This is a genomic window from Xanthomonas sp. CFBP 8152 (genome assembly GCF_014199025.1).
In the GTDB taxonomy this organism is placed as follows: domain Bacteria; phylum Pseudomonadota; class Gammaproteobacteria; order Xanthomonadales; family Xanthomonadaceae; genus Xanthomonas; species Xanthomonas arboricola_B.
In genome coordinates, this window is record NZ_JACHNO010000002.1 from 913,213 (window position 1) to 937,696 (window position 24,484).

The following is a 24,484-nucleotide window of genomic DNA, read 5'->3' on the forward strand; positions in this document are numbered from 1 at the left end:
CTTGGCAGCGGCGGTTGCAATCGGCGCACTACACGCGCTCGATCGCCAGCGCCACGCCCTGCCCGACCCCGATGCACATGCTGGCCAGCCCAAGCCGCCCGTTGCCCGCCTCCAGTTGCCGCAACAAGGTCAACGCCAGCCGCGCGCCGCTCATGCCCAGGGGATGGCCGAGCGCGATGGCGCCGCCATTGGCGTTGACGTGCGCGGCATCGTCGGCCAGGCCGAACGCGCGCGTGCAGGCCAGCACCTGCGCGGCGAAGGCTTCGTTGAGTTCGATCGCGTCGAACTGCGCGATGCGCAGGCCCAGGCGCGCCAGCAGGCGCTGCGTGGCCGGTACCGGGCCGATGCCCATGTAGGCCGGCTCCACACCGGCCGAGGCGAAGCCGAGCACGCGTGCCCGCGGGGTCAGTCCATGCGCGTGCACGGCCTGCGCAGAGGCCAGCAGCAAGGCGGCAGCGCCATCGTTGAGACCGGCCGCATTGCCAGCCGTCACCGTGCCGGGCTGGCGGAACACCGGCTTGAGCTTGGCCAGCATCTCGGCGGTGGTGTTCGGGCGTGGATGCTCGTCGCGATCGATAGTGGTCGCCTCGTCCCCTTTGCGTGCGGCCACCGGCACCGGAGTGATTTCTGCATCGAAGAAACCGGCCGCCTGTGCGGCGGCTGCACGCTGCTGGCTGCGCAGCGCGAACGCGTCCTGGTCTTCGCGCGCGATGGCATGGCGCTGTGCCACGTTCTCCGCGGTCTCGCCCATCAGATCCACGCCATAGGCGCGCTGCAGGCGCGGATTGACGAACCGCCAGCCCATCGTGGTGTCTTCCAGCTGTTGCGTGCGCGCGAACGCGCTCTCGGCCTTGCCCATGACCCAGGGCGCGCGGGTCATCGACTCGACCCCGCCGGCGATCGCCAGCCCCAGCTCGCCGGCACGGATGCCGCGCGCCACCGTGCCGACCGCGTCCAGCCCCGAGCCGCACAGGCGATTGAGCGTGCTGCCCGGCACCGAACTGGGCAGCCCTGCCAGCAACAGACTCATGCGCGCGACATTGCGATTGTCCTCGCCGGCCTGATTTGCGCAGCCCAGGTACACGTCGTCGATCAGCGCCGGTTCCAGTTGCCGATTGCGTGCCATCAACGCGGCGATCGGTAGCGCGCCCAGGTCGTCGGCGCGCACGCCGGCCAGGGCGCCGCCATAGCGGCCGATCGGCGTGCGGATGCCATCGATCAGATAGACCTCGCTCATGCCTCGGCCCCGGCTGCCTGCTTGCCATGCGCTACATCGGTGCGTGCCTGCAGCGCGCGCAGCGCCTGCAATTCCGCAACGCTGGGTGGCATGGTCTGCGCCAGGTCGGCGGCGAAGCGGATCGGCCAGCCGGTGGCCGCGCGCACCTGCTCGCGGGTGCTGCCGGGGTGCAGGGCGGTGACGGTGAGTTCGCGGGTCACGGGGTCGGGCTCCATCACGCACAGGTCGGTGACGACCACGGTGGGGCCGGCGCCGGGCAGGCCGGCACGCTGCCGCGCATCGCCACCGTCCAGATGCCCGACGGTGGTGACGAAGTCCAGCGCCGGCACGAAGCTGCGTCTGGATTGGCGAATGATGATGAACACCTGTTTGGCGCTGGCCGCGATCTCCGGCGCGCCGCCTGCGCCGGGCAGCCGCGTCCTGGGCGCGTCGTACGGGCCGATCACCGTGGTGTTGAGGTTGGCATGGCGATCGATCTGCGCCGCGCCCAGGAAACCCACGTCCACGCGGCCGCCCTGCAGCCAGTAGCGGAAGATTTCCGGGGTGGAGACCACGGTGTCGGCGGTGTCGGCCAGTTCGCCGTCGCCGATCGACAACGGCAGCACCTCCGGGCGCGCGCCGATCGGGCCAGATTCGTAGATCAGGGTGACATCCGGCGCATGCGTCAGCCGCGCCAGGTTGGCGGCGGTGGACGGCAGGCCGATGCCGACGAAGCACACCGCGCCATCGGGCAGGCGCCGCGCCGCCGCCACGGTCATCATCTCGTTGCTGCTGACCTCGCTCATGCGGCCACCTGCAGCAGCGAGTGCGCGTACACGCGCTGGAACGCAGCAAAGTCCTCGGTGTCGAGGATGTGCGTCTGGATCCAGGCCTGGAAGCGTGCGCGGTCGCGCGCGATCGCATCCCAGGCCAGGTAGAAGCGGTTGTCGCGGGCGTAATAGCCATGCGCGTACGACGGTGCCGCACCGCCGGGCACGTGGCAGACCGCATCGACCACCCAGCGCGGCAGGATGCAGGCGTTGGGCGGCGCATCCAGCGTGTCGACGATCGCTTCCACCGTCACGATCACCTTGCGCGCTGCCAGCGCGGCTTCCTTCTGCACGCCCAGGATGCCCCACAGCAGCACGTTGCCGCGGCGGTCGGCCTGCTGCGCATGGATCACGGTGACATCGGGCCTGACGGCCGGCGTGGTGGCCAGCGTTTCGCCGGTGTACGGGCATTGCAGGAACCTGATGCTGTCGTTGACGCGCGGCAGGTCGGAGCCGACATAACCGCGCAGCACCGCGAACGGCAGGCCCGAGGCACCGGCCACGTACGCGTTGGCCATGTCGGCATGGCTGTGTTCGCGGATCTGCAGCGGCTGCGGCCACGCATGTTCGACCGCATCGCGCAGCCGGTGCAGCGAGCCGACGCCGGGATTGCCGCCCCAGGAAAACCGCAATGCCGATGCACAACCGGCGCCGATCAGTTGGTCGTAGATCAGGTCCGGGGTCATGCGCACCAGGTGCAGGTCGCGCTTGCGCTGGCGGATCACCTCGTGGCCGGCCGCATGCGGAATCAGATGGGTGAAGCCTTCCATCGCCACGCAGTCGCCATCGGCGATCAGCTGGGACACCGCTTCTGAAAGGGGGACGATCTGGGCCATTGCTTCGGTCCTGCGCAGCGAGCGTGTGGTCACGTTAGGCGCAGCTGCACGGCCCGGTCAATGCGATTATCGGTGCATCAATTCGATAATCGCACAATTTCGGCAAGCGACCGACGCTCCAACATTGTCTCCGGTGTATACATAACTTCGCTTGCAAGAAGACGCCAGCGCCGGCATGCGCGTCAACTGGTCGCCAGCCGGCGCACCGCTGCCGATCCGCACCCCAGGTTGTCTACAAACCCCAGGAGCCACGGTCATGTCCCAGTCCAAGCAGCTGTTTCCCCTCAATGCGTGGTACGCCGTCGCCTGGGACCACGAGATCAGGCACGCGCTGACCCCACGCAAGGTCTGCAACCTGGACGTGGTGGTCTATCGCACCACTGCCGGGGCGGTGATCGCGCTCGAAGATGCGTGCTGGCATCGCCTGGTGCCGCTGTCGATGGGCAAACTGCGCGGCGACGATGTGGTGTGCGGTTATCACGGGCTGGTCTACAACAGCCAGGGCCGCTGCGTGCACATGCCCTCGCAGGAGACCATCAATCCGTCCGCGTGCGTGCGCAGTTTTCCGGTGGCCGAAAAGCATCGCCATGTATGGATCTGGCCGGGCGACCCGGCGCAGGCCGACACCCGCCTGATTCCCGATCTGCACTGGGCGCACGATCCGGCCTGGGCCGGTGATGGCCGCACCATCTATGCCAAGTGCGACTACCGGCTGGTGCTGGACAACCTGATGGACCTGACCCACGAGACCTTCGTGCACGGCTCCAGCATCGGCCAGGACGAGATCGCCGAAGCGCCGTTCGAGGTGATGCATGGCGACCGCTCGGTGGTGGTGTCGCGCTGGATGCGCAATATCGACGCGCCGCCGTTCTGGGCCAGCCAGATCGCGCGCCATCTGGACTACCGCGGCAAGGTCGACCGCTGGCAGATCATCCGCTTCGAAGCGCCCGGCACCATCGCCATCGACGTCGGCGTGGCCATCGCCGGCACCGGTGCGCCGGAGGGCGACCGCAGCCAGGGCGTCAACGGCTACGTACTCAACACCATCACGCCGGAAACCGACACCACCTGCCACTACTTCTGGGCGTTCATGCGCAACTACGCGCTGCATGATCAATCGCTGACCACGCTGACCCGTGCAGGCGTCACCGGCGTGTTCGGCGAGGACGAGGCAGTGCTGGAAGCGCAGCAGCGCGCCATCGACGCGCATCCGGATCACACCTTCTACAACCTCAACGTCGATGCCGGCGGCATGTGGGCGCGCCGCGTGATCGATCGGCTGATCGCCCAGGAGCAGCGCGCGCAGGAACTGTCGCTGCGCATGGTGGGCTGAGCACCGCATCGGAGGTGTCCATGTCACCCGCCACCCCGTTTCGCAGCAGTGCCGCGCAGACCACGCGCGCGCTGCTGTCGCTACGCGAACTGATCCGCGACGGCACCGCCGGCCGGAACGCGCTTGCCCGAGCTGGCGGTGGGGCAGCGGCGGGGCATGTCGCGCACTCGGTGGCACGGCGTTGCAGCGGCTGTGCGAACAGGGCCTGGCCAGCGCACTGCCGGGCGGCGGCTAGGCGGCGCAGGCCTTCGGCGAACGCGAGGTGCACGATGCGATCGAACTGCGCGGCACGCTCGATCGAAGACCACCGGGGCGCGCGCGCCGAAGCGCTGATGCGCGAACACGCACGGCTGGCCCATCGCAATCTGCGCCACGTGCTGCAGACCCCGGCGGCGATCACCCAGGTGCGCAGCGGCGCATTGATCGGCCGCGCGCATCCCGCCACTGCCGGCAGCAGCCGGCCCACCCTTCTGCCTGGAGTTTCCCATGCGTAAAGACACCCGGTGGCACCGCGCCCATGTGGTCAGCATTGCCGACGCCTGCGAGGGCGTGCGCGAAATCGTGCTCGACCCGGGCACCGCGGCGCGCGGCTTCGAGGTCGGCAGCCATCTGGATTTTCGCGTGCAGCTGCACGGCCGCGCCGACGTGCGCTCGTACTCGCTGGTGGGCGAGCCGCGTGCCGATGGCCACTACCAGATCGCGGTACGGCAGATGCCCGACAGCCGCGGCGGCTCGCGGCACATGTGGACGCTGCAGCCCGGCGATGTGGTGGAGATCTCCCCGCCCAGCAACAACTTCACGCTGGACGAGGGCGGCGAGGAGATCCTGCTGATCGCCGGCGGGATCGGCATCACCCCGATCATCGGCATGGCGCAGCGGCTGGCGCGCCGCCATCGCGCGTTTCGCCTGCTGTATGCCGGGCGCACGCGCCGTGCGATGGCCTATGTCGACGAACTGGAAGCGCTGCTCGGCGAGCGCCTGCAGCTGCAATGCGACGACGGCGCCGGCCCGGCGGATCTTGCCGCCGCGCTGGCGCGGCTGTCGCCCAATGCCGAGGTGTACGTGTGCGGCCCGCTCGGCATGCTCGAAGCGGTGCGCCAGCACTGGCATGGCGCCGGGCGTCCGCGCGCGCGGCTGCATTTCGAAACCTTCGGCAACAGCGGGCGGGTGCCGGCGCAGGCGTTCGTGGTCAAGCTGCCCGGGCTCGGCCTGGAAGTGCCGGTGGCCGAGAACGAATCGATGCTGGATGCGCTGGCCGACGCCGGAGTCGAGCTGATCGCCGAATGCCGGCGCGGCGAATGCGGGCTGTGCGCGGTCGAGGTGCTGGACAGCGCGGCCGATATCGACCACCGCGATGTATTCTTCAGCGACGAACAGCGCCGCGAGAACCGCAAGCTGTGCGCCTGCGTCTCGCGCGCGGTGGGCGGCAGCATCAGCATCGATACCGGCTACCGCGGCGCGCTGGGCTGAGCGCGGCCATCGGCACGCCAGCGCGCGTGCAGCGCGTGTTTGCATCCTCACGCGCATGCGCGATCATCTGCGCATGGAGTCGACTCACTACAGGACGGTCCCGGCGCCGGCACTCAACCCGCGCCAGGAACAATTGGTGGCATTGGTGCGGCAGCAGGGCTTTGCCGAGGTGGAAGGGCTGGCGACGCGCTTCGAGGTGACGCCGCAGACCATCCGTCGCGACCTGACCCTGCTGTGCGATGCCGGCGTGCTGCGCCGCTATCACGGTGGCGTCAGCATGCCCTCGAGCGTGGAAAACCTGGCCTACACCGCACGCAAGGCGCTGCAGGCGCGCGAGAAGCAGCACATCGCCGCGCGGGTCGCCCGCTTCATTCCCGACGATGCCTCGTTGTTCATCAACCTGGGCACCACCAACGAAGAGGTCGCGCGCGCCTTGCTGCAGCACCGCGGCCTGCGCGTGATCACCAACAACCTCAACGTGGCGGTGATGCTCAGCGCCAACCCCAGCTTCGAGGTGATCGTGGCCGGTGGCGTGGTGCGCGGGCGCGACCAGGGCGTGACCGGCGAGGCGACGGTGGAGCTGATCCGGCAGTTCAAGGTGGACTTCGGGGTGATCGGCATTTCCGGCATCGATCTGGACGGCACCTTGCTGGACTTCGACTACCAGGAAGTGCGCGTGGCCCAGGCCATCATCGAACACTCGCGGCAGGTGCTGCTGGCGGCCGACCACAGCAAGTTCGGCCGCAACGCCATGGTGCGACTGGGCGCGATCGCCCAGGTGCACGACTGGTTCACCGACCGGCCGCCACCGCAGGAACTGGCCGCCGTGCTGGCCGAGGCCGGCACCCGCGTGCATCTGGCCGAGCCTGGCGACGCCGGCTGAGCCAATTGTTCGTTTTTGTGCGTTTGCGGCATGGGCATGTCGATCGGGCTGCTTTCATGATGCTCCTTGACTATCGAAATACCGGCTTCGATAGGCACTTTTATTTCCCAAGTGCTTGATTCCCACGTCTAACGGCTCTTCACGCCCCGAAAAGGTTTGATGTTCGAATATGTTCGAACATGACAACTTGGGTTCGCTGTTGGCGCGCCCGGACGGAGACACCGATGGGCGAGACATACGATCTTCTGGTGATAGGCGGCGGCATCAACGGGGTCGGCATCGCCCGCGATGCGGCCGGGCGCGGTCTGTCGGTGTGCTTGTGCGAACAGGACGATCTGGCCGCGCATACCAGCAGCGCCAGCACCAAGCTCATCCACGGCGGCCTGCGCTACCTGGAACAGTACGAGTTCGCGCTGGTCGGCAAGGCGCTGGCCGAGCGCGAGGTGCTGCTGCGGCTGGCCCCGCACATCATCTGGCCGCTGCGCTTCCTGCTGCCGCATCAACCGCATCTGCGCCCGGCCTGGATGATTCGCGCCGGGCTGTTTCTGTACGACCATCTCGGCGGCAGCAAGCGCAGCCTGCCGCGCTCGCGCCGGCTGTCGCTGCGCACGCACCCGGTCGGCCAGCCGCTGCAGGAATCGCTGCGCACCGGTTTCGTGTACTCCGATGCCTGGGTGCAGGACGCGCGGCTGGTGGTGCTCAATGCGATGGACGCCGCCAGGCGGGGCGCACAGATCCGCACGCGCACCCGCTGCGTCGGTGCCTGGCGCGATGCAGGCTTCTGGTACGCCGAACTGGAAGATCGCGACGGCCGCCGCCGCACCGTGCAGGCGCGTGCGCTGGCCAATGCGGCCGGGCCGTGGGCGGTGTCGTTCCTGGACACGGTCGCCGCAGTGCCGCACACGCACGCACTGCGCCTGGTCAAGGGCAGCCACATCGTGGTGCCCAAGTTGTTCGACCACGACCACGCGTACATCTTCCAGCAACCGGATCGGCGCATCGTGTTCGCCATTCCGTACGAGCATGACTTCACCCTGATTGGCACCACCGACGTGGATTACCAGGCCGACCCCGCCGCGCCCAGGATCGATGCGGCCGAGGTGCAGTACCTGTGCGATGCGGTGAACCTGTATTTCCAGCAGCAGATCGCTCCCGGCGATGTGGTGTGGAGCTATAGCGGCGTGCGTCCGCTGCTCGACGATGCCGAGGACAACGCCGCCGAAGTCACCCGCGATTACCAGCTGGAAATGCTCACCGATGGCGCACCGTTGCTCAACGTCTTCGGCGGCAAGCTCACCACCTATCGCAAACTGGCCGAAGAAGCGGTCGACCGCCTCACCCAGGCGCTGGGTGCACGCAAGCCGGCATGGACCGCGCGCGGCGATGCATTGCCCGGCGGCGAACAACGCGATATCGCCAGCCTGCTCGAGCGCGTGCGCAACGCGTACCCGTGGCTGCCGGCGCCCACCGCGCAACGGCTGGTACGCAACTACGGCACCTGTGCGGAACAGCTGCTGGGCCAGGCGCAGGACATCGCCGCCCTGGGCACGCACTTCGGTGCCGACCTGTATCAGGCCGAGGTGGATTACCTGCGTGCCCACGAGTGGGCCGTGACCACCGACGACATCCTGTGGCGCCGCAGCAAACTCGGCCTGCGCATCGACGCAGCCGGGCGCGAACGCCTGGAGGCATATCTGCAGACACACTCGGTCCGGCAGGCGGACGGCGTGCCGGCCTGATCGAACCACGCTGCCGGCGAGGACGGGTCGCGCGGCAACGTATCCTGGCGCATTTGCCGGCATCATCCTGAGTCACGTGGAGGGCACCCTGATGAGCATCACCGAAGACCCCTGCGCGCCAATGCGCGCATCGCACCACCCTGGCTGCGTCATCGCCATCGGCACGAGGACGCGCGCATGAGCCGCCAACTCGTGGGTGAGTTGATTTCCGAGGCGGTGGCGATGTTCATCATCATCGCGCTCGGCGATTCGGTCGCGGCGATGTACGTCCTCTACGACCCCAGCCCGTACCAGAACGCCTACTGGGGCGTGTGCATCGCCTGGGGCCTGGCGGTGACGCTGGCGATCTATGTCACCGGCTCGGTGTCCGGCACGCATGCCAACCCGGCAGTAACGCTGGCGCTGGCGTTGTTCCGCGGTTTCTCATGGAAGAAGGTGCTGCCGTACTGGGGTGCGCAGGTGATCGGTGCATTCCTGGGCGCGGCCATCGTCTACCAGTTGTACGGCCCGGTCATCGACCACTACAACCAGGTGCAGCAACTCACCCGCGAAGCCGGTGGCGCCGCCGGGGTGTTCTTCACTGCACCCGGCCTAGCGGTGACGCCGATGCATGCGCTGGTCGACCAGATCATCATCACCGCGTTCCTGATCTTCGGCATCTTCGCCATCACCGAACAATTCAACGAAGCCGCGCCGACCGCCAACTCCGGCGCGCTGATGATCGGCCTGCTGGTGGCGACGCTGGGCGCGTCGATGGGCTATCTGGAAGCCTGGGCAATGAATCCGGCACGCGACTTCGGCCCGCGCCTGTTCGCCTACCTTGCCGGTTGGGGCGAGGCCGCGTTGCCGGCCAAGGACAACTACTGGTGGATTCCCATTGTCGGGCCGTTGATCGGCGGCCCGATCGGCGCGCTCGCCTACCAGTGGCTGATCCTGCCGTTCCTGCCGGCACGCGTGCGCCATCTGCAGGGCGGCAAACCGCCGCTCGATCCGCGCTGATCGTACTGCGGCACGACTGACAGCACTGCCCCGCTGCCGGGCAGGCCATGGGTTTATCGGCCTCTCCAGCAGCGGCGTGCACCGCCCACTTTCTCGCCGTGCGCCAGCGCCGGCATTGTTCGAGGAATCTCCGATGGAAAAGCAATACGTCCTTGCGATCGATCAAGGCACCACCAGTTCGCGCGCGATGCTGTTCGATCGCAACGGCAAGGTGGCCGGCGTGGCGCAGCGCGAGTTCGGCCAGATCTTTCCGCAGCCGGGCTGGGTGGAACACAACCCGCGCGAGATCATGACCAGCGTCTACACCACGATCACCGAGCTGCTCAACAACGCGCAGATCGATGCGCGTTCGATCGCCGGTATCGGCATCACCAACCAGCGCGAGACCGCGGTGGTGTGGGACAAGGCCACCGGCCAGCCGATCTACAACGCCATCGTCTGGCAATCGCGGCAGACCAAGGACATCTGCACCCAGCTCAAGGAGGCCGGGCACGAGCAGATGGTGCGCGACAAGACCGGATTGCTGATCGATGCCTATTTTTCCGGCACCAAGGTCAAATGGATCCTCGACCACGTCGACGGCGCCCGCGAACGCGCGCGCAACGGCGAACTGGCCTTCGGCACCATCGACAGCTGGCTGATCTGGAATCTCACCGGCGGCAAGGTGCATGTCACCGACTACACCAATGCCTCGCGCACGCTGATGTACAACATCCACACGCTGGAGTGGGACGCCGAGCTGTTGGCCATGCTCGACGTGCCGAAGGAAATGCTGCCGGAGGTGCGCTCGTCCAGCGAAATCTACGGTATGACCCAGACCCAGTATTTCTACGGCGAGCAGGTGCCGATCGCCGGGATCGCCGGCGACCAGCAGGCGGCGCTGTTCGGCCAGGCCTGCTTCGAACCGGGCATGGCCAAGAACACCTATGGCACCGGCTGCTTTGCGCTGATGCATACCGGCGACAAGGCGGTTGCGTCCAAGGCCGGTCTGTTGACCACGATCGCCTGGGGCATCGACGGCAAGGTCGAGTACGCGCTGGAAGGTTCTATCTTCGTCGCCGGCTCGGTCGTGCAGTGGCTGCGCGACGGCCTGCGCATGCTCGGCAAGGCCAGCGACTCGCAGGCCTATGCCGAACGTGCCGGCGACAACGACGGGGTCTATCTGGTGCCGGCCTTCGTCGGCCTGGGCGCGCCGTATTGGCGCAGCGATATCCGCGGCGCGGTGTTCGGGCTGACCCGCGGCACCACCAAGGAACATTTCGTGCGTGCGGCGGTGGAATCGATGGCGTACCAGACCCGCGACGTGCTGACTGCGATGCAGGCCGATTCGGGCATCGAGCTGAAGGAGCTGCGGGCCGACGGTGGCGCCATCGCCAACGACTTCATGGCGCAGTTCCAGAGCGACATGCTCAATGTGCCGGTCCTGCGCCCGGAAGTGGCCGAAACCACCGCGCTCGGTGCGGCGTATCTGGCCGGTCTGGCGACCGGCTTCTGGAGCAGCCGCGAAGAGATCGCCAAGCAGTGGGCGGTGGATCGCCGCTTCGAGCCGGCCATGGCCGACGACAAGCGCGAACAACTCTATGCCGGCTGGCAGCAGGCGGTGGAAGCGACGATGGGCTTCCGCATCAGCTGACCCCGCTGCCTCAAAAGACGACGCCCGCCACCAGGCGGGCGCTGTCCTTTTTCGTCAACCGCTTGCATGGTTGCCGACGACCTGCATGGATCACGCATTGCAGGGCTGCACGCTGCAGCCCTGCAATGCAGCAGCGATTATTGCCCGCCGGTATTGGCGCGGCCGGCAATCGTGTCCGGATCCCAATGCTCCTTGATCAGGCCTTTTTCGATGCGGAACATGTCGAACCAGGTGGTGGTATAGGTCTTGCCGGGATCACGCGGATCCGGCAGCGTGCGCACCGACACCAGGGTGACCAGATCGCGATCTGCAGTGATGGCCACCAGCGGCAACTGCACACGTGCCTGTACCGGCGTCGGCGGCACGAATGCTGTCAGGAACGCGATGAAGGCATCGCGACCGTTCGCCACGTTCGGGTTGTGCTGGATGTAGTTCTTGTCCATGTATTTCGGCGCTTCCTGCACCTGGCCAGCCTCGAACACGATGCGCCAGAAATCGTAGACCAACCGCTTGTTGACGGTTTCGGGCCAGGTGGATCCGAGCAGCATCTTCTGGTGGTTGGGATTTTCAGTCACTGCGGTCTGCGCGAACGCAGCCATCGGCGCCACCAGCATGACCAGCAGCAAGGCGCGGGAAAACAGCTTATTCATGGAGGAGTCCTTACGTGGAGACGGGCGCTGCGCCTGCCGGAATGCCAACACGGTGCACCGTTGATTGGGGGACGACGCGCCTTGCACACAGGGTTTTTCCACGCGTCGCCGCCAGCCTAACGGCCGCGTCCGCTCACCCGCTAGCCGCCCTGGAGTGCACCAGGGCACCTGTAGTATTGGTGGTAATCAGAAGATAACCACGGCAGTCGATTTTCTCTCTCGCACGCATGTGGCACCTCGACGGCCGCCAACGCTGCGCTCAATCCGGCAGCTCCACCAACGGCAACCCCGCATAGTTTTCGGCCAGGGTGGCGCGCCCGGCCTCGCTGCCCAGCAGATAATCCAGCTCTGCGGCACGAATGCGTGCGGTGAACGCGTCCTGGTCGTCGAAGGTATGCAGCAAGGTGGTCATCCACCATGAAAACCGTTCGGCCTTCCACACCCGCTGCAGCGCCAGCGCCGAATACTGCTGCAGCACCGTGGTATCGCCGTGCGCGTTCCAGCGCCCGAACAAGTGCGCCAGCAACCCGACATCGGCCAGCGCCAGATTCAGGCCCTTGGCGCCGGTGGGCGGCACGATATGCGCCGCATCGCCAGCCAGGAACAGGCGCCCGTACTGCATGGGTTCGGCGACGAAGCTCCGCAACGGCGCGATGCTTTTTTCGATCGATGGACCGGTGACCAGTTGCGCAGCCAGCGTCTCAGGCAACCGCGCACGCAACTCGTTCCAGAACGCCTGATCGCTCCATGCCTGTACCTGCGCATCGGCCGGTACCTGCACGTAGTAGCGCGAGCGCGTCGGCGAGCGCATCGAACACAAGGCAAAGCCGCGTGGGTGGTGCGCGTAGATCAACTCGTCGTGGACCGGCGGGGTGTCGGCAAGCACGCCAAGCCAGCCGAACGGATACACCCGCTCGAACAGGCGCAATCGCGCGGGCGGAATGCTGGCGCGGCTGATGCCATGGAAGCCGTCGCAGCCGACGATATAGTCGCAGTCGATACGCAGGCGCTGGCCGTCGTGGGTGAATTCCACGGCGGGCGCATCGCTGTCCACCGCGCGCAGCGTCACGTCCTGGGCGCTGTAATACGTCGGTGCAGCGCTGCGCGCACGGGCGTGCATCAGATCGGCGGTGACCTCGGTCTGACCGTAGACGGTGACACTACGCCCGCAGCCGCGCAGCAGATCGATGCGCTCCCGCCGGCCATCCAGCGACAGTTCGAAGCCGTGATGCGGCAAGCCTTCGCGCTGCACGCGTGCGCCAACGCCTGCTTGGTGCAACAGCTCCACACTGCCCTGTTCCAGCACGCCGGCGCGGATACGCCCCAACACATGCTCCGGGGTCTGTCGCTCGATTACCGCGGCATCGATACCGGCCCGCAGCAACAGCTCGCCCAGCAACAGGCCGGAGGGGCCGGCGCCAATGATCGCGATCTGGGTTCGCATGCAATGCTCCTGCCTCAGCCGACGGATGCAGGCCAGTGTGGGTAGCCAAGCACGTGCTTTGAAGGGATGATTGCGCGCAGTGCTTGGACTTTTCGACGATGCCCACACGCGCGCACGCCAACGCCGCAGCCACTGCGGTCCCCGCCTTCGGCCTGTATGGCGAGCAGCACGCCGACACCCCGGAGTTGCTGCACTGGGAGTCGATTGCCGCACGCAGCCGGCTGCATGACTGGCGCATCGCTCCGCACCGGCACGAAGACCTGGCGCAACTGCTGTACGTGCAACGCGGGCCGGCGACGCTGCAGCTGGATGGCCGCAGCCAGCGCGTGCGTGGCGCACGCGTGATCTGGCTGCCACCGCTGTGCGTGCATGGTTTCAGATTCGATCCACAGGTACGCGGCCACATCATCACCTTGTGCATGCCGTTGGTACGTAGTGCGTTGAATGCCGCGCCGCTGTTGCAGCGTGCACTGACCATCCCGCAGGTCCTGCAGGCACAGCACGCACGCGGATTGCTCGACGCGCTGTTCGCCAGCATTGCCGACGATCACGCATACCGGCGCATCGGCCACGAGGCCGCATTGCACGCCGCCGCAGCGCAACTGTTGATCTGGACCGCCCGCACGGCGCTGGAGCACGCGCAGGATGCGGCTGCGGTGAGCCCGTACGCCGACCCGGCATTACGCCATCTCCGTGGCTATCAGGCGCTGATCGACCAGCACTACCGCGCGCATTGGCCGATCTCCCGCTATGCCGGGCAGCTGGGCCTGACTCCGGGTCATCTCAACGCGTTGTGCCAGCGGCTGGCCGGCGCCTCGGCGCTGCAATTACTGCAGCGCCGGATCATGCTCGAAGCACGCCGCAGCCTGCGCTACACCAGCCTGAGCGTGCAGCAGATCGCCGCCAGCCTAGGATTTTTCGACGCTGCATACTTCAGCCGCTACTTCGCACGCCATGCCGGCTGCTCGCCGACGCAATTCCGCGCTGGCGATTAAGAGCGGCTGACAAAAACCACTGAAACGCGAGATCTCGATCGTCTTGAAAGGTGATTGAACGATGGGGATGCGTTGGTTGCAGAGCGGCTGGTCTGGAGATTGGCTGCAGGGCCCTTGCCCGCCCACCATCGCGGGACACGCCGCAAGTACGTCCATGTAGGCTCTGGCGCGGCATCCATGCCGCTCAAGGTCCCGCGACGGTGGGCGGGCAAGGACCCGTCAAGATGGTCGGTGCGCACAGTTAAGAACAGTAAGAGCAATGCGTGATGCACGTTTCGATACTGATGCGCCGGCTCGAGGTCCGACATATGTTCGACAAGCGGCTTTTCACCCAGCCACCGACCAACTTTCTGGTGCGGTGTCCTTGCCGATTGCGGGACCCTTGGCGGCATGGATGCCGCCAAGGAGCCTCCACGGACGGATTCACGGCGTGTCCCGCGAGCGGTAAGGGCACCGCGCACTCGACCAACTCGGCTTTGGAGCGTCCAGACGATGCGCGAGCTCTTGGTCGCCTTGAAAGGTGATTGAACAGTGTGGATGTCGGGCGCAGAGCAAACGATCTGCGGCTTCGCTGCAGGGCCCTTGCCCGCCCACCATCGCGGGACATGCCGCAAGTACGTCCTTGTAGGCTCTGGCGCGGCATCCATGCCGCTCAAGGTCCCGCGACGGTGGGCGGGCAATGACCAGTCGAGATAATCGGTGTGCACAGTTAAGAACAGTAAGAGCAGTGCGTGATGCGCGTTGTTTAGATACTGATACGCCGGCTCGGAACCCGACACACGCGCGACAAGCAGCTTTTCACGCGGCCACCGACCAGCTCCCTGACGCGGTGTCCTTGCCGGTTGCGGGCTCCTTGGCGGCATGGATGCCGCCAAGGAGCCTCCACGGACGTATTCACGACGTGTCCCGCAAGCGATAAGGACACCGCGCCCTCGACCAACCAGGCTTTAGACGTAAACGTCTGACTGTCTCGAAACAATAAAGCCACTCGAACGCTTGGTTGCTTTGCCTAAAAGTAATTGAACATTGCGGATAGATCGGCCCCGGAGCGGCTGATCCACGGCTCGCCTGCACCCCCACCGCCCAGTATGTTGCGCCGCACCGGTCAGAACGGGTACTGCGGCACTTCGTTCTTGATCGTCAGCCATTGCCAGTGGGTGTACTGCTCCCAATCGGCCGGTCCGCCGACACTGGTGCCGTTGCCCGACGCACCGGTCCCGCCGAAGGGATTGATGACTTCATCGGCCACGGTCTGATCGTTGATATGCAACAGGCCGGTGTGAAGCTTGTCGCCCAGGCGCATCGCACGCGACACCGACGCCGACAGGATGCCCGCAGCCAGACCGTACTCGCCATGGTTGGCCAGTTCCGCGGCTTCTTCGTCGGTATCGAACACGGTGATGTTGATCACCGGCCCGAAGACTTCTTCGTCGAAGGCACGCATACCCGGACGCACGTTGGACAACACCGTCGGCGCATAGAACAGGCCTTCGTTGCTGGCGCCGGCCTCCACCACCGCACCGGCGGCAACGCTGTCGTCCACGATATCGATCACCCGCTGCAGCTGACGCTGGTCGATGATCGGGCCCAGTGCCACGGTGCCGCTGACCGGATCGCCGACCGGCAGATGCCTGGCCTTTTCGGCCAGCCGCTGCGTGAATGCATCGGCAATCCCGCGCTGGACCAGCACCCGGCCGGTGGCCATGCAGATCTGCCCTTGATGCAGGTAGGCGCCGAATGCCACTGCAGAGGCGGCCTTGTCCAGATCCGCGTCGTCGAGCACGATCACCGCGTTGTTGCCGCCCAACTCCAGTGACACCTTCTTCAAATGCCGGCCAGCGATCTCGCCGATGCGCCGCCCGGCCGCGGTGGAGCCGGTGAAGGCAATCATCGGGACATCCGGCGACTCGACCAGCGCCTGTCCGATGGCTGCATCGCCGTGCAGTACATGCAGCAAACCCTTCGGCAGGCCTGCTTCTTCCAGTACCTGCGCGATGACCACGCCACCGGTATACGGCGTGCGCGGGTCGGGCTTGAGCACCACCGCATTGCCCATCGCCAGCGCCGGGGCGACCGAGCGCAGTGACAGGATCAACGGGAAATTGAACGGGGAAATCACTGCGATCACGCCCAGCGGCAGGTGCCGGGCCAGGCTGAGCTGGCCGGCGCCCGTCGGCAGCACCTGGCCAACCGCCTGCAGCGGCAGCGCCGCAGACTGCTGGTAGATCACCACCGACTCGTTCACTTCGCGCTGGGCCTTGGGCAGGATGCCGCCGGTTTCGCGCGCGATCAGCAGCGTCGCTCCGGCACTGCGCGCTTCCATCAGCTGCGCGGCCCGGTGAAACACCGCAGCGCGCTCGCGCGGCGCAGTGGCTGCCCAGGTACGTTGCGCTTTCTTGGCCAGCGCCACGGCAGCGGCGACATCGGCCAGGTCGGCCTTGCCGACTTCGTGCAGCAGCGTGCCGGTGGCCGGCTCGATGATCTGCACGGTGCCGCCGTTGCCGGGTACCCAGTCGCCATTGAAGATGCAGCCATGCCACGCCGGAGCGGCGCTTGCGGCAATCGCGGTATTGGGGAGAGCGTTCATGGTCTGGCCTCCTGCTGAGGGGGTGGTGTTACAGAGTGGTGGACGCCAGCCCGCCATCGACCGGCAGGGTGATGCCGTTGATCCAGCGCGCCGCATCGGAAGCGAGAAACACGATGGCCTCCGCCACCTCGTCGGCATACGCCGGCCGCGTCATGCGCTTGGCATCTTCCTTGACGCGCTCCTCGCCGAGCATGCTGACGAAGTCGCCAAGAATCGGCGTAAACACCGGCCCCGGCGAGACGTTGTTGACGCGTACGCCGTGCTCGGCGAACCAGGGCCGCGACTGCAGCAGCGTCCACACGATCAGCGCTTCCTTGAAGTACTGGTAGCAGGTGGCGTGCGCCACCGGATGCGCCTGCAGCCATGCATGGCCAGACGCAAAGCTGTCGGTGGCGGCCAGTTGCTTGTGCAGTTCCAGGCGCTGCGGCCACTCGGCACCCAGGATGGAGGCCACATTGATGATGGAACCGCCGGGCGCCATGCGCGGCAGCAGCGCCTGGCTCAAATGGCGCAGGCCCAGATAGTTGACGCGCGCCACCGCCTCCAGCGGCGCGGTACCGGGAACGCCAGCCACATTGGCCAGCGCATCGACACGCGCCGGCAAGGCCTGCACCAGCGCATCGATGGACGCCGGGTCGCCGAGATCGGCCTGGTGGAACCCGTGCAGCGACATCTGCACCGGCGTGCGATCGACGCCGATCACCGTGGCGCCATGGAAACGGGCCAGGCGCGCGACTTCGGCACCGATGCCCGATGCCACGCCGGTGACCACGATCGTCTTGTTCTGCAAATTCATTGCCACTCTCCGAAGAGGCCGGCCGTACCGGCGCTAGAACACATGGACGTACTGCAGGTTGACGTTGTTGCCGGAGGCGGCGTTCTTGACCTCCACCGGCAGATACACATTGGCAAACAGCATGTTGTTGGCATCCATCCGCCACACGCCACCGGGCCCCGCATAGAACACGCTCTGGCGGGTGTCGGCCACGCGTTGCCCATTGGTGCGGTTATCGCGGAACTGGGTGAGGTAATAGGCATTCACGCCAAGCCGGATATTGGGTACCACTTCCCAGGAGGTGGCGACGTTGATCCAGCCCGCGTCGCCGGCCTGGCCGTTGCGGAACTCGAAGCCCGGTGGCAGGTTCGGCCGCCGCTCGCTGCGAAAGTTGTAGATGTAGTTGATGCGTGCGCTGACTTCCCAGTTGGGCATCGGGAACACGGTGAACGCATATTGCGGCACCAGCGACCAGTAGCCGGCGCCCTGATTGAGGTCGCGATCGCGGTCGAACTTGCCGATCGGCGCGATCGCATCGATTTCGAAACGCTGCGAAAACACCGGCCTGCCATTGCGGATCACCGGCAGCATCTGCAGATACGGGCCGAAGGTCAGGTCGCCCACGCCGGCGCCGTTGTCGCGCAAGCTGGCAATGCTGTTGCGCCCGAACGAAGCATCCAGGTTGATCAGCGGCAGCAGCGTGTTGATGCCCAGTGCGCCCCCGAAGAGCTTGTACGGGGTGACATAGGCGACCTGGGTCAGCAGCAGCGTGGAATCGATGCGTGGGCGGTCGAACACCGGCACGTCGTTGCCGCGGGAATCCTTGATCGCGTCCAGTGAGCTCTGGCGCAGATAGGTGATCACCGCCCAGCCGGGCGTGGTGCGGGTGAAGCCGTCCAGATAGCTGGTGCCGCCGGTATTGATGCCGTTGGTCAGCGTCGTACTCTGCGGCAGGCTCTGTGCGCCGGCCGTGCCGGCAGCAAGCAGCGACAGCATGCCAAGCGCTGCACGGCGCAGCGCCGACGCGCGGGAAGACAACCCAGACAGGACCGATCGATAGCTCACTGCGAACATCTCCAGCATTGGGAGGGACAGCGGGAACTGCGGCGGAACAACGGTCAGGCAGGCGCGATCGACACGCCGGCAACGGCGCGTGCGCAGGTCAACAGGAAAGCTGGCCGTGCGCCTGCACGGCAGCGGCGGATTACACGGTGTCCAGGCGGCCCAGCCGGTCGAGTGCGCGCAGCAACGGCGCCTCGCTGCTGCCCAGCACCGCGCTGAGCTGCTGTTCCATGCGCAGCACTTCGGCCTCGGCAGCGCTCAGCAGGGCCACGCCGGCGCTGGTCAGCGACAGATGCTGCATGCGTCGGTCCTGGCGTCCGCGCACCTGCCGCAGCAGGCGGCGCTTGACCAGGCGTGCCACCACGATCGCCAGGTTGGGCGCCGACACGTGCAGCACGTCGCCGATCTGGCGCTGGTTGATGCCTGGGTTGCCGTCCACCAGCATCAGCAGCGAGAAGTCGACCGGCTTGAGATCGAACGCAGCCACGCAGTCCTGAAACATCCGCCGTACCAGCAACTCGGTGCGGGTGATGCGGTAGCCCAGCAGCCGCAGCAGGCGTGCCTGATCCACCGTGGTGACGGCATCCTGCAGCGATGCGGCAGTGGCAGTGGCAGTGACGGACATGACGGTTCTCGCAACGAAGACAACGGACGAACCGGTGCGCGCAACGCTCGCCGCCCGCAACGCCGATCCGCGGCATGAGCTGCATTGTAGACGCGCGCAGGCATGCCGATGTGGGCGTGGCCGCCAACCGCGTGGCACCGCCGTGCAGGCAGGCCGCCACAGGCTGACGCCAGTCCGGCGCTTGCACATGGCGGCCGCATGCGACGGCAGGCAGGTGTGGGAAGCGACGGTCATCCAGGCAGAGCTGAGGCATGGGGTCCGGGGCCGGCAGGTGATTGCGTTGCACAATAGTTATGTATCATAACTATATTGCCAAGCTGCAGCGCAACATGGTCGTGCTCGCCAGGTTGACCAGGTGGGCCGATGGGCGTGGCGGGCGTGGCGGGCGTGGCGGCAACCGCCTGTGACCGGCGAGCCTGGCACAGGTGCGCGCGGGGTATGCCGGGCCTGGCAGCGATGGTGGCAATTACGACGGCAAGGCTGCCGCCGTCGCCAGAGGACGCCTGCGGACCCAGCCCACTCGCCCAGCGCATCTCCGCGCCAGGTAGGCCGCGTGCATGCGCGCGGCCTGTGGCCAGCGGATTACGGACTACGGATTACGGCAGCCAGAGCTTCTCAAGATCGCGGAAACCCCAGTCGGTGGGGCTTTCCATCTGCGCGATGCGGTCCTGGCAGTCCGGGCGCGACAAGTCGATGTCCTGCACCAGCACATGGCTACGCAGCTTGGCCGAATAGAACACGCGCACCCTGGGCTTGAGCAGCGCATCGGGGGTCTGCTCGATCACCACTGCCAGTTTCTGCGACTCCAGCCGCACCAACGAGCCGACCGGATAGATCCCCAGCCGGCGTACGAAGGCCTGGAACACTGCCGGATCGAAATGTCCCTGCCACGACGCCATGCGCTTGAGCGATTCGGCCGGATCCCAACCACGCTTGTAGGGACGGTCCGAACTGATGGCGTCGTACACATCGCACACCGCGCCCATCCGCGACATCAGCGCGATGTTCTCGCCCGCCAACCGGTTCGGATAGCCGCTGCCGTCCATTTTTTCGTGATGGTGCAGCGCGATCTCCAGCACCACCGCGTTCTGCACGCCGCCGGCCACCAGCAGGCGATGACCGTCCAGCGGGTGCTGGCGCATGATCTCCATTTCTTCGTCGGTGAGCTTGCCGGGCTTGTTGAGGATGTCCAGCGGCGTCACCGCCTTGCCCATGTCGTGCAGCAGGCCGCCCATGGCCGCCTCGACGACCTGCCCTTCGGGCAGACCGAGCTGACGCGCCAGCCCGCTCATCAGGCCGGCCACGGCCATCGAATGCAGATAGGTGTAGTCGTCGGCGGTCTTGAGCCTTGCCACGCTGATCAAGGCCTGCGGATGCCGCAAGACCGAATCGTTGATGGCTTCCACCAGCGGCATCGCCGCCTCGGTGTCGACGGTGCGTCCCAGCCGCACATCGCGGAACATCGCCTCGACCATGTCGCGGCCGTCTTCGAAGATCTTGCGCGCGCGCACCACTTCGGACTCGATACCGACCTGTGCGGTGACGCTATTGGTTCGCGCGGTGCGCGCGGTGGGGGCCGGCTCGGGGGGTTCCGGTGCCGGCGGCGGCGGTTGCTCCGGCTCAGGCTGCGGATCGGGTGCGCCCGGCGCTGCCGTGTCCAGGTCCAGCCCACGCGCGGTGTCGATCACCAGTTGCTCGATCCGGCTGCCATGGATCTTGTCCACGTCATCCGAATCGACCAGGAACGAGGTCTTCCAGAACGGATGGTGCACCCACGCGCCCAGCAGCTTGTAGACATACATGCCGGGGCGGAGTTGATCTGAGTCGATGGTTCTGAGCATGCCGGCGCTGATCTGCAAAGGGTCCGCGGAAGAGCCCGCCATGACGATGGAGGGTCTGTCGGGTTATCGGCAGTGCGCGGGATTTCTTTGGTAAGGGCGACTTCGCTAGCGCCATGCGACGACCGCCGGCCGAGCAGTTCAGCGCACCGGCTGGCGCATACCCGACACGGCGATGGCCGCACGCATCGGCGACACACTGCAGGCCAGATCCGGGGCCGCCGGCAACCGGCCAGCGTCCACCAGTACGCCCCCCGCACAGCGGCGAGGCGATCGCGCCGAAGCGGCCCACCCCGATCGCCCATTCTCTACTTGAAACGGCGTGATGCACTCCAGCACGAACTTGCAGGTGTCATGGCGCGCTGGGTCAACGGATGATGCTGGTGCAGGAAGCGCAACGGCATTGGCAGCCTCACGCGTGACCACGCGACCACGCAGCGCCACCACGATCAAGACGCAAGCACGCTCGCAACTGCGACGGCCTTCGACAGTGCATCGGCACTGCAACGCAACAACGACCACCGTCTTGCAAAACCGCACCGGCACTCTAGGCCGATCGCAGGGGCGTTCAAGACAGCGGCATGCATGGCTGTGCGCTTGTCGGGCAAGCCGGCAGAGCGCTTCGCCCGGCTCTCCACGCATTCGTCGACCTGTCTGCGCAGCGGCATTTGCGGTGTGCGCATTGCCTGCGCGGAAGCGATCGACCTTGCGCGTCGTTCAACGGCATATAACTGTTGGCGGCAGTGCGTTGAACGCCGCTGGATGCGTATGACTGCAAACCGCCACGCGCGCAGTGCTGCAACGCGATCCATTCGAAGCTGCAGCGAAAGTGCAGGCGTAGCCTCACATATTCTGGAGCCGGCTGTTCCAGCATGCTGGGCCGCTGCGTCATGCAGGGCCACAGCCAGATGGTTCCACTGCCACGCCAGCGCCTCCCGCGTGCCGGCGCTCGCCCGCTATCATGCAGGCAGTGCCCCGCACCGGGCGGCCCGCCGACATGCCGGAGATCATCGTGACCCCGATTCGCTCGTTCCTGGAACATACCCCGCAACTGGGCGCACGCGTCTATGTCGATCCTGCCTGCACCATCATCGGCAAGGTGAGCCTGGGCGATGACGTGTCGGTGTGGCCGGGCACGGTGATTCGCGGCGACGTCAATCATGTGCAGATCGGCGCACGCACCAACGTGCAGGACGGCACCATCATCCACGTCAGCCACCACAGCCCGTTCAACAAGGCCGGCTACCCGACCGTGATCGGCGCCGACGTCACGGTCGGCCACGGCACCATCCTGCATGCCTGCAGCATCGAAGACCTGTGCCTGATCGGCATGGGCGCCTGCGTGCTCGACGGCGCCACCGTCAAGCGCTACGGCTTTGTCGGCGCCGGGGCGGTCGTCGGCCCGGGCAAGATCGTCGGCGAAGGCGAGTTGTGGCTGGGCAATCCCGCACGGCTGGCCCGCACGCTCAGCGACAAGGAAATCGAGAGCCTGCATTATTCGGCGCAGCATTATGTGCGGCTCAAGGACCAGTACCTGGGCCTCTCCAGCACCGACTGAATCCTTGTCCCTGCGCTACGGCTGCAGACCGGCATCGGCATCGTGCGATACGGATGCGCCGCCATGCGCCTGCCGCATACGCCCCTTGCATGACGCGGCGGGCACGCAGGCGGGCAGAGGTGACGGCAGGAACACGTGGCAGGCCGCGCCGCCCTGGCAGCGCGGACCCGCAGCCAGGCGCAATTCACGTGGCGCCAGTCAGGGGCGCCGGTGACCTGCCGCGGCTCACGGCCGCGTGGCATGCTCCAGTGCCGTCAACGTGGCCAGCGCCTGGGCGCGCGATGCACCGCACATGTCCTCGGACGGACGCAGGCTGGCGCACACCGCCGGCCGCGTCGGCAACCCGAACAGGCGACAACGGCCCTGGCCGTCGAGCTGCACGCAGGGTACGCCGGCCGGCTTGCCTTGCGGCATGCCGGGGATGGCCGAACTGATCGACGGCGCGATGCAGCAGGCCGCGCAGCCGGCGCGGCACGGGATGTTCTTGCGCATGCCGCCAGTGTAAACCGCCGCCACCTGCCGGCAGCGGCAGCGTGGCTAGCGCGGCGGGATGTAGCTGGACAGGCGCACGTCGAAAAAGGCCTGCACGGCAGCGAGATTGCTCTTGGCCTGGATGTCTGCGCCCACGTCGCGGCTCATGCCGAGCACGTCGTCATCCGGCCAGCCGGGGCCGAAGCACCATTGCGTGCTGGGGATATTGTTCGCCTGCAGATGGGCCAGCATGCGCGTGGTGGCGACCTCCGCGCTGCGGTTGCCGGCCGGGTAGCCGTGCTCGCCGAGATAACCGCGCTTGCCGGCATCCCGCAGGGCGTCGATGAAGGGCGTCACCATCGTGATGCCGGTATCGGGCTGGATCACTTCGTTGCGCCCGCCCGGTCCGACCCAGTTGCCGCCGCCAGCCCCGTTGTTGTCCAGATAGTTGTGCGCTTCGTAGACGATGCGGTTGTAGGGATCGGGGATGTCGAACAGGCCCATCGAATCCTTCTGCCAGAGCCGGGCACTGGCATAGCCGTTGCCGCACACGAACACGAAGTGGTCGCGGTCGCGATCGATGATGGTCTTGCAGCACGCGGTGGCGGTGTTCTGCCAGTGCGCCGCCATCGACAGCACGCTGCCGTCGGCGGCGCGCTCGTCGCCCTGATAGGGCTCGTTCATCACGCCCCAGCCGAACACCGCCGGGTGCTGCCGGAACCGGTTGACGATGCGTGCCCACAGGTCGGGCAGGCCGGACGCGTTGTAGAGCGTGCACCCCGGCGTGCCGATCACGCGGTACTCGTACAGCTTGAGCAGCCCGTCGCGGCGATCGAAATAGCCCTGGTAGCCGAAGTTGCGCAGCGGATAGGTGTCGGCCCAGACCGCGGCGGCCGCCGCATCGTCGATGCGGTTGCCGCGCGCATCCACAAGCGCGCCGCTGGCGTCGCGCCGATAGCCCGACTTGACGGCCACCCGCTGCGGCAGGCGCATGGAGTCGTGCAGCTCCACGATGGCGCGCTTGCCGCGGGCGGCGATGTGGTCCAGCGCATCCTGGACCTGGCTGCAGTAGGTCTCGTTCAAGGCCAGGCCCTGCCCCCGCGTGAAGCGCGCGGCGGTGGTCGGCAGCCGGAACAGCGGGCAGGCGCCGGCGGCAGCCACGTGCTGTGCGGTAATGGCGCGGTAGTGCGTGCCGATCTCCGCATTCTCCACATAGCTGTTGGAGGCCAGGCCCGACAGGTTCAGGCCCGCGAACGGCAGGGTGGCGCTCTGCGCAGCCGCGCGGCCGCCCCACCCGAGGCCAGCCAGTGCCACCGCGCCGGCTGCGCCCTGCAGCACGCGACGGCGGGTGATGCCGGCTATTGCTGCCGGCGTCTGGTCGATGGGGTGCGAGGCTGCCGGTGCCGTGCGGCGTGGGTGTGGATGGTCGGACATGGGCGCCTCCTGCGGTGCCGTTGGTGGAGATCCTTGGCGGTGGTGCTCCCCTCTGCCGCACCGGTCTGACGGCGATGGTGCAGGTGTGGCAGCGGCGCGATCTGCG

At 66.8% G+C, this 24,484-nt stretch carries 21 protein-coding genes; 9 read left to right on the forward strand and 12 right to left on the reverse strand.

The window, feature by feature from the left end; genetic code table 11:
- Positions 1-28: 28 nt before the first annotated feature.
- Genes pcaF through FHT09_RS11565 form a run of 3 tightly spaced genes read right to left on the reverse strand, consistent with a single transcriptional unit; the run spans position 29 to position 2,882 of the window.
- Positions 29-1,237: a 3-oxoadipyl-CoA thiolase gene (pcaF, locus tag FHT09_RS11555; RefSeq protein WP_104607496.1), complete on the reverse strand. Its 1,209-nt coding sequence runs from the start codon at positions 1,235-1,237 to the stop codon at positions 29-31.
- On the reverse strand, positions 1,234-2,022 hold the full coding sequence (locus FHT09_RS11560) for a CoA-transferase subunit beta (protein ID WP_104607497.1): 789 nt from the start codon (positions 2,020-2,022) through the stop codon (positions 1,234-1,236). The genes pcaF and FHT09_RS11560 overlap by 4 nt, the downstream gene beginning before the upstream one ends.
- Positions 2,019-2,882 (reverse strand): CoA-transferase, encoded by an 864-nt coding sequence (locus FHT09_RS11565; protein WP_104538768.1) that lies wholly within the window; start codon positions 2,880-2,882, stop codon positions 2,019-2,021. Before FHT09_RS11565 ends, FHT09_RS11560 begins: the two co-directional genes overlap by 4 nt.
- Before the next feature lie 256 nt (positions 2,883-3,138).
- Between FHT09_RS11565 and FHT09_RS11570 the strand changes: the two genes are divergently transcribed.
- The 7 genes from FHT09_RS11570 to glpK all read left to right on the forward strand — a co-directional run bounded on the left by FHT09_RS11570 (position 3,139) and on the right by glpK (position 10,939).
- Complete coding sequence (locus FHT09_RS11570) at positions 3,139-4,215, forward strand: aromatic ring-hydroxylating dioxygenase subunit alpha (RefSeq protein ID WP_104607498.1); 1,077 nt, start codon at positions 3,139-3,141, stop codon at positions 4,213-4,215.
- A gap of 269 nt (positions 4,216-4,484) precedes the next feature.
- Entirely contained in the window at positions 4,485-4,709 is a 225-nt protein-coding gene (locus FHT09_RS20290) for a hypothetical protein (protein ID WP_258077305.1), read from the forward strand.
- Entirely contained in the window at positions 4,702-5,685 is a 984-nt protein-coding gene (locus FHT09_RS11580) for a PDR/VanB family oxidoreductase (RefSeq protein ID WP_104607499.1), read from the forward strand. The genes FHT09_RS20290 and FHT09_RS11580 overlap by 8 nt, the downstream gene beginning before the upstream one ends.
- A 55-nt stretch (positions 5,686-5,740) precedes the next feature.
- Entirely contained in the window at positions 5,741-6,568 is an 828-nt protein-coding gene (locus tag FHT09_RS11585) for a DeoR family transcriptional regulator (RefSeq protein WP_104538771.1), read from the forward strand.
- Between the two features lie 224 nt (positions 6,569-6,792).
- The gene (glpD, locus tag FHT09_RS11590; RefSeq protein WP_184416956.1) at positions 6,793-8,307 is read left to right on the forward strand and encodes a glycerol-3-phosphate dehydrogenase; all 1,515 of its coding nucleotides are present in this window, start codon (positions 6,793-6,795) and stop codon (positions 8,305-8,307) included.
- A gap of 177 nt (positions 8,308-8,484) precedes the next feature.
- Positions 8,485-9,306 carry an MIP/aquaporin family protein gene (locus tag FHT09_RS11595; RefSeq protein WP_104538773.1) on the forward strand — a complete coding sequence of 274 codons (822 nt, stop codon included), beginning with the start codon at positions 8,485-8,487 and terminating at the stop codon, positions 9,304-9,306.
- Between the two features lie 133 nt (positions 9,307-9,439).
- Positions 9,440-10,939 carry a glycerol kinase GlpK gene (gene glpK, locus FHT09_RS11600; RefSeq protein ID WP_104607501.1) on the forward strand — a complete coding sequence of 500 codons (1,500 nt, stop codon included), beginning with the start codon at positions 9,440-9,442 and terminating at the stop codon, positions 10,937-10,939.
- Between the two features lie 137 nt (positions 10,940-11,076).
- Here the strand turns inward: glpK and FHT09_RS11605 are convergent, their stop codons facing one another.
- Positions 11,077-11,589, reverse strand: a complete 513-nt coding sequence (locus FHT09_RS11605) for a nuclear transport factor 2 family protein (RefSeq protein WP_104607502.1) — start codon at positions 11,587-11,589, stop codon at positions 11,077-11,079.
- A 259-nt stretch (positions 11,590-11,848) separates the two neighbouring features.
- Entirely contained in the window at positions 11,849-13,033 is a 1,185-nt protein-coding gene (gene pobA, locus FHT09_RS11610) for a 4-hydroxybenzoate 3-monooxygenase (protein ID WP_104607503.1), read from the reverse strand.
- A gap of 98 nt (positions 13,034-13,131) precedes the next feature.
- Between pobA and FHT09_RS11615 the strand changes: the two genes are divergently transcribed.
- The gene (locus FHT09_RS11615) at positions 13,132-14,028 is read left to right on the forward strand and encodes a helix-turn-helix domain-containing protein (protein ID WP_184416958.1); all 897 of its coding nucleotides are present in this window, start codon (positions 13,132-13,134) and stop codon (positions 14,026-14,028) included.
- A 1,105-nt stretch (positions 14,029-15,133) separates the two neighbouring features.
- On the opposite strand, the gene FHT09_RS11620 is transcribed toward FHT09_RS11615, so the two are convergent.
- The 5 genes from FHT09_RS11620 to FHT09_RS11640 all read right to left on the reverse strand — a co-directional run bounded on the left by FHT09_RS11620 (position 15,134) and on the right by FHT09_RS11640 (position 20,918).
- The gene (locus tag FHT09_RS11620; RefSeq protein WP_104607472.1) at positions 15,134-16,615 is read right to left on the reverse strand and encodes a benzaldehyde dehydrogenase; all 1,482 of its coding nucleotides are present in this window, start codon (positions 16,613-16,615) and stop codon (positions 15,134-15,136) included.
- Positions 16,616-16,643: 28 nt separating this feature from the next.
- A complete protein-coding gene (locus FHT09_RS11625; protein WP_104607473.1) occupies positions 16,644-17,411 on the reverse strand; it encodes a coniferyl-alcohol dehydrogenase in 768 nt (255 codons plus the stop codon).
- 33 nt (positions 17,412-17,444) lie between these two features.
- A complete protein-coding gene (locus tag FHT09_RS11630) occupies positions 17,445-18,386 on the reverse strand; it encodes a transporter (RefSeq protein WP_104607474.1) in 942 nt (313 codons plus the stop codon).
- Positions 18,387-18,594: 208 nt separating this feature from the next.
- The gene (locus tag FHT09_RS11635; protein ID WP_104607475.1) at positions 18,595-19,077 is read right to left on the reverse strand and encodes a MarR family transcriptional regulator; all 483 of its coding nucleotides are present in this window, start codon (positions 19,075-19,077) and stop codon (positions 18,595-18,597) included.
- Positions 19,078-19,673: 596 nt separating this feature from the next.
- Entirely contained in the window at positions 19,674-20,918 is a 1,245-nt protein-coding gene (locus tag FHT09_RS11640; RefSeq protein ID WP_104607478.1) for an HD-GYP domain-containing protein, read from the reverse strand.
- A gap of 1,009 nt (positions 20,919-21,927) precedes the next feature.
- On the opposite strand from FHT09_RS11640, the gene FHT09_RS11645 reads away from it, so the two are divergent.
- Positions 21,928-22,473, forward strand: a complete 546-nt coding sequence (locus FHT09_RS11645) for a gamma carbonic anhydrase family protein (RefSeq protein WP_184416960.1) — start codon at positions 21,928-21,930, stop codon at positions 22,471-22,473.
- A 225-nt stretch (positions 22,474-22,698) separates the two neighbouring features.
- Here FHT09_RS11645 and FHT09_RS11650 read toward each other — a convergent pair whose 3' ends face one another.
- Together FHT09_RS11650 and FHT09_RS11655 are read right to left on the reverse strand one after the other, a co-directional pair.
- Complete coding sequence (locus tag FHT09_RS11650) at positions 22,699-22,965, reverse strand: YkgJ family cysteine cluster protein (RefSeq protein WP_080959949.1); 267 nt, start codon at positions 22,963-22,965, stop codon at positions 22,699-22,701.
- A gap of 45 nt (positions 22,966-23,010) precedes the next feature.
- Positions 23,011-24,378: a cellulase family glycosylhydrolase gene (locus FHT09_RS11655; protein WP_104607476.1), complete on the reverse strand. Its 1,368-nt coding sequence runs from the start codon at positions 24,376-24,378 to the stop codon at positions 23,011-23,013.
- Between the last annotated feature and the right edge of the window lie 106 nt (positions 24,379-24,484).

Coding starts and splice junctions, on each gene's coding strand:
- FHT09_RS11605 (WP_104607502.1), bottom strand. CDS start 11,589: ATGAATAAGCTGTTTTCCCGCGCCTTGCTGCTGGTCATGCTGGTGGCG.
- FHT09_RS11580 (WP_104607499.1), top strand. CDS start 4,702: ATGCGTAAAGACACCCGGTGGCACCGCGCCCATGTGGTCAGCATTGCC.
- FHT09_RS11570 (WP_104607498.1), top strand. CDS start 3,139: ATGTCCCAGTCCAAGCAGCTGTTTCCCCTCAATGCGTGGTACGCCGTC.
- glpD (WP_184416956.1), top strand. CDS start 6,793: ATGGGCGAGACATACGATCTTCTGGTGATAGGCGGCGGCATCAACGGG.
- FHT09_RS11630 (WP_104607474.1), bottom strand. CDS start 18,386: ATGCTGTCGCTGCTTGCTGCCGGCACGGCCGGCGCACAGAGCCTGCCG.
- FHT09_RS11655 (WP_104607476.1), bottom strand. CDS start 24,378: ATGTCCGACCATCCACACCCACGCCGCACGGCACCGGCAGCCTCGCAC.
- FHT09_RS11585 (WP_104538771.1), top strand. CDS start 5,741: ATGCGCGATCATCTGCGCATGGAGTCGACTCACTACAGGACGGTCCCG.
- FHT09_RS11650 (WP_080959949.1), bottom strand. CDS start 22,965: ATGCGCAAGAACATCCCGTGCCGCGCCGGCTGCGCGGCCTGCTGCATC.
- FHT09_RS20290 (WP_258077305.1), top strand. CDS start 4,485: ATGCGATCGAACTGCGCGGCACGCTCGATCGAAGACCACCGGGGCGCG.
- FHT09_RS11595 (WP_104538773.1), top strand. CDS start 8,485: ATGAGCCGCCAACTCGTGGGTGAGTTGATTTCCGAGGCGGTGGCGATG.
- FHT09_RS11615 (WP_184416958.1), top strand. CDS start 13,132: ATGCCCACACGCGCGCACGCCAACGCCGCAGCCACTGCGGTCCCCGCC.
- FHT09_RS11620 (WP_104607472.1), bottom strand. CDS start 16,615: ATGAACGCTCTCCCCAATACCGCGATTGCCGCAAGCGCCGCTCCGGCG.
- pcaF (WP_104607496.1), bottom strand. CDS start 1,237: ATGAGCGAGGTCTATCTGATCGATGGCATCCGCACGCCGATCGGCCGC.
- glpK (WP_104607501.1), top strand. CDS start 9,440: ATGGAAAAGCAATACGTCCTTGCGATCGATCAAGGCACCACCAGTTCG.
- FHT09_RS11640 (WP_104607478.1), bottom strand. CDS start 20,918: ATGCTCAGAACCATCGACTCAGATCAACTCCGCCCCGGCATGTATGTC.
- pobA (WP_104607503.1), bottom strand. CDS start 13,033: ATGCGAACCCAGATCGCGATCATTGGCGCCGGCCCCTCCGGCCTGTTG.
- FHT09_RS11560 (WP_104607497.1), bottom strand. CDS start 2,022: ATGAGCGAGGTCAGCAGCAACGAGATGATGACCGTGGCGGCGGCGCGG.
- FHT09_RS11565 (WP_104538768.1), bottom strand. CDS start 2,882: ATGGCCCAGATCGTCCCCCTTTCAGAAGCGGTGTCCCAGCTGATCGCC.
- FHT09_RS11635 (WP_104607475.1), bottom strand. CDS start 19,077: ATGTCCGTCACTGCCACTGCCACTGCCGCATCGCTGCAGGATGCCGTC.
- FHT09_RS11625 (WP_104607473.1), bottom strand. CDS start 17,411: ATGAATTTGCAGAACAAGACGATCGTGGTCACCGGCGTGGCATCGGGC.